Origin of the sequence: Azospirillum sp. B506 (assembly GCF_000333595.1) — a bacterium.
Taxonomy (GTDB): domain Bacteria; phylum Pseudomonadota; class Alphaproteobacteria; order Azospirillales; family Azospirillaceae; genus Azospirillum.
Map to the genome: position 1 here is coordinate 1 of NZ_BADK01001043.1, position 3127 is coordinate 3127.

The following is a 3127-nucleotide window of genomic DNA, read 5'->3' on the forward strand; positions in this document are numbered from 1 at the left end:
GTCGGGTCGCCGCGGATGTGGCGCGGCGTATCCTCGGCGATGGAGGCGGACAGGCTCAGTCCCTTGGCCGCCGCCCGCACCAGGAAGAGCTGGACCACATCCTCGACCAGCCCGGGCAGGGAGAAGTCGATCTCCTCCAACGTCAGTTGACCGGCCTCGATCTTCGAGAAGTCGAGCACGTCGTTCAGGATGGTCATCAGCGTGTCCGCCGAAGACCGCAGGGTCCTGACGAAGGCCTTCTGCTGGTCATTCAGCGCGGTGCCCATCAGCAGGTCGCCCATGCCGATCACCGCGGCCATGGGAGTCCGCAGTTCATGGCTCATCATCGCCAGGAAGCGCGACTTGGCGTTGCTGGCATTCTCCGCCGCGATGCGGGCGGCCTCCGCATCCTCCCGCGCGCCGTCGAGCTTCTCGGCCAGCGCGAAGGTCTCCGCCGCCAGCCGGGTAAGCTGCTCCTCGGCGGCGCGCAGTTCCTGCTGCGACCGGCGGCTGTGGGTCACGTCGGCGCAGGACCCGGCGATCCAGCGCGCCGGCGCCCCGGCCCCCGCTTCTGCCGGCCCCGGCACCGGCCGCAGGGTCAGCGCGTTCCAGAAGGCGCTGCCGTCCTTGCGGCGGTTCAGCACCTCCACCGACAACGGCCGCAATTCCGACATTGCGGCGCGGATCGCCGCCGCGGTTTCCGGATCGGTTTCCGGCCCGTGCAGGAAATCGGGGTTCCGGCCGATCACCTCCTCGGCCGCGTAGCCGACCATGTCGAGAAAGGCGCGGTTGCAATAGACGATCGGGTGGTCCGGACGGGTGGCGTCGGTGACGACGATGCCGGCGCCGCTGGTCTCGACCACGGCGGCAAGCATCGCCGCGTCGGGCGAACTGCCGAAGGCCGGGATGACGGAGGCGGGTGGCACGGTCAAGAGGCGCGTCCTGATCGGTTCGGGTGGGGTATGGGTGCCGAAGAATAGGCCGTCGCGGGACGGAACGCCATTATCCGGTCAGAGAATCGGACCTGGGATCCGGTGGGCAAGGCAGCGTCTTAGCGAGTCCGTTAACGACTGTGCAATGGTACACTCAGAAAACTGTGGGGGCCGGCCATGCGGATACCGGTCGGAGAACACTGGCGGAGCGGAGAGCGTCATGGTGGAGGAGGCAGGCGGACGGACCCGTCAGGTTCGGACGATTCACGATCTTGGTGTGCTTCTGGTCGAGGACGACGACTTCACCCGCAAGTTGATCCATCGCCTCCTGCACGACATCGGGCTCCGCATGGTGTTCGAGGCGGCGGACGGCATCCAGGCGCTCGACGTCCTGCGCAAGACCGGCGGGGATGTGGACGTGGTGATCTGCGACCTGGAGATGCCGCGCATGGGCGGGCTGGACCTGTTGCACGCGCTGCGCACCGCCACCGGCAACCCGCTGGCCGATCTGCCGGTGCTGGTGCTGACCGGTCACCGCGAGGCCGATGTGGTGAAGCGCGCCATCGCCTACGGCATCTCCGGTTATCTGGTGAAGCCGGTCTCGAAGGCCGATCTGATGAAGCGCCTGACCTTCGTTCTGCAGAAGCGGCAATAGCCGGGTTGAGCGGCTGCGGCCCTCTTGCGCACCGCAACCCGCGCTGGCGCTTTCGTCCGCCTTCCTGTAGAAGGGAGGACATTGCCGCCGCGACGCGAAAGGTCCATGGGTTCCTACCATCCTTCGCCCGGTCCGCTCCGATCCCGTTTCCGGCATCGGGGAGAGCCGTGAGCAAAGATCGACCTCCCGGGTCGTCCCCCAGGTCGCACGACGCACGCCATCCCGGTGCGGACCGGTCCCGTGCGCGCGTATCCGACCTGCTGGACGACTTTCTGACGCACGGCGATCCCACTTCGGGCGATCCGGCGCCAGCCGGCAGTTCGCCGGGCGAGATCCCTTCCAAAATCTCGTTGGCCGAGATCATGGATGCGCTGGGGGACCGCGCTTTCGGTGCGCTTCTGCTGATCCTGTCGATTCCAAACGTGTTGCCGGTCCCCGGTTTGTCGACCGCCACCGGCGTGCCGATGATCCTGCTCGGCGCCCAGATGGCGGTGGGCCGGCACAGTCCCTGGCTGCCGCGGCGCATGCTGGCGGCCAGCTTCGACCGCAAGGCCTTTCTGGGGGTGATCCGCCGGGCCAAGCCCTGGGCGGAGCGGGTGGAGCGCCATCTGCGTCCGCGGCTTCCGGCCCTGGCCGGACCCACCGCCGAACGGCTGCTGGGGCTGGCGGTGGTGGTTCTGGCCGGCATCCTGGCGCTTCCCATCGTCTTCGGAAACCAGCCTCCGGCCTTCGCCATCGCGCTGATCGCGCTGGGGCTGATGGAATCCGACGGTGTCTTCGTCTCGGCCGGCCTCGTCGCCGGCCTTCTTGCCATCGTCATCGTCGCTGCCGTCCTGCTCGGTCTCGGGCAGGCGGCGGTTGCCGTGGCGCAACAATTGATCGGTTGAGGGAGCGCCCCCACGGGCACAATGCCATGATCTGGGAACTGTTGGTCATCGTCCTGCTGATCCTGCTCAACGCCTTCTTCGCGATGTCGGAGATGGCGCTGGTGTCGGCGCGCCGCGCCCGGCTTCAGCAGATGGCCGAGGAAAAGGGCGGCGCCGGTGCCCGCGCCGCGCTGGAACTGTCCGAGGACCCGAGCCGCTTCCTCTCCACCGTGCAGGTCGGCATCAGCCTGACCGGCATCATCGCCGGCGCCTATGGCGGCTCCACCCTGGCCGAACGGCTGGGCGGCGTGCTGGACGAACAGGTCGCGTGGATCGCTCCCTACGGGCACACCGTCGCCTTTGCCCTGGTGGTCGCCGCCATCACCTATTTCTCGCTGATCATCGGCGAACTGGTGCCCAAGCGGGTGGCGCTGATCTCGTCGGAGCGCATCGCCTCGCTGGTCGCCTCCCCGATGCGCATGGTGTCGCGCCTGTCGGCCCCGGTGGTCTGGCTGCTCGGCGTGTCGAGCGATGCCGTGCTGAAGCTGCTGCGCCTGCCGACCTCGCGCGAGCAGACGGTGACGGAGGAGGAGGTCAAGACCCTGATCGCCGAAAGCACCCAGAGCGGCGTTTTCGAGCCGGCCGAACGCCAGATGATCGAAGGGGTGATGCACCTGTCCGAACGTACGTTCGGT

Annotated in this window: 4 protein-coding genes; 3 read left to right on the forward strand and 1 reads right to left on the reverse strand. The window is 68.0% G+C overall.

The window, feature by feature from the left end:
* Positions 1-905: histidine kinase dimerization/phospho-acceptor domain-containing protein (locus I71_RS31970; RefSeq protein ID WP_244434184.1), on the reverse strand; the 905-nt coding region annotated here is incomplete at its 3' end.
* 226 nt (positions 906-1131) lie between these two features.
* Between I71_RS31970 and I71_RS31975 the strand changes: the two genes are divergently transcribed.
* From I71_RS31975 to I71_RS31985, 3 genes are all read left to right on the forward strand, one after another.
* The gene (locus tag I71_RS31975) at positions 1132-1566 is read left to right on the forward strand and encodes a response regulator (protein WP_042703826.1); all 435 of its coding nucleotides are present in this window, start codon (positions 1132-1134) and stop codon (positions 1564-1566) included.
* 350 nt (positions 1567-1916) lie between these two features.
* On the forward strand, positions 1917-2453 hold the full coding sequence (locus I71_RS31980; protein ID WP_244434183.1) for an exopolysaccharide biosynthesis protein: 537 nt from the start codon (positions 1917-1919) through the stop codon (positions 2451-2453).
* 26 nt (positions 2454-2479) lie between these two features.
* A partial coding sequence (locus tag I71_RS31985) for a hemolysin family protein (RefSeq protein ID WP_042703828.1) occupies positions 2480-3127 on the forward strand: 648 nt, incomplete at its 3' end.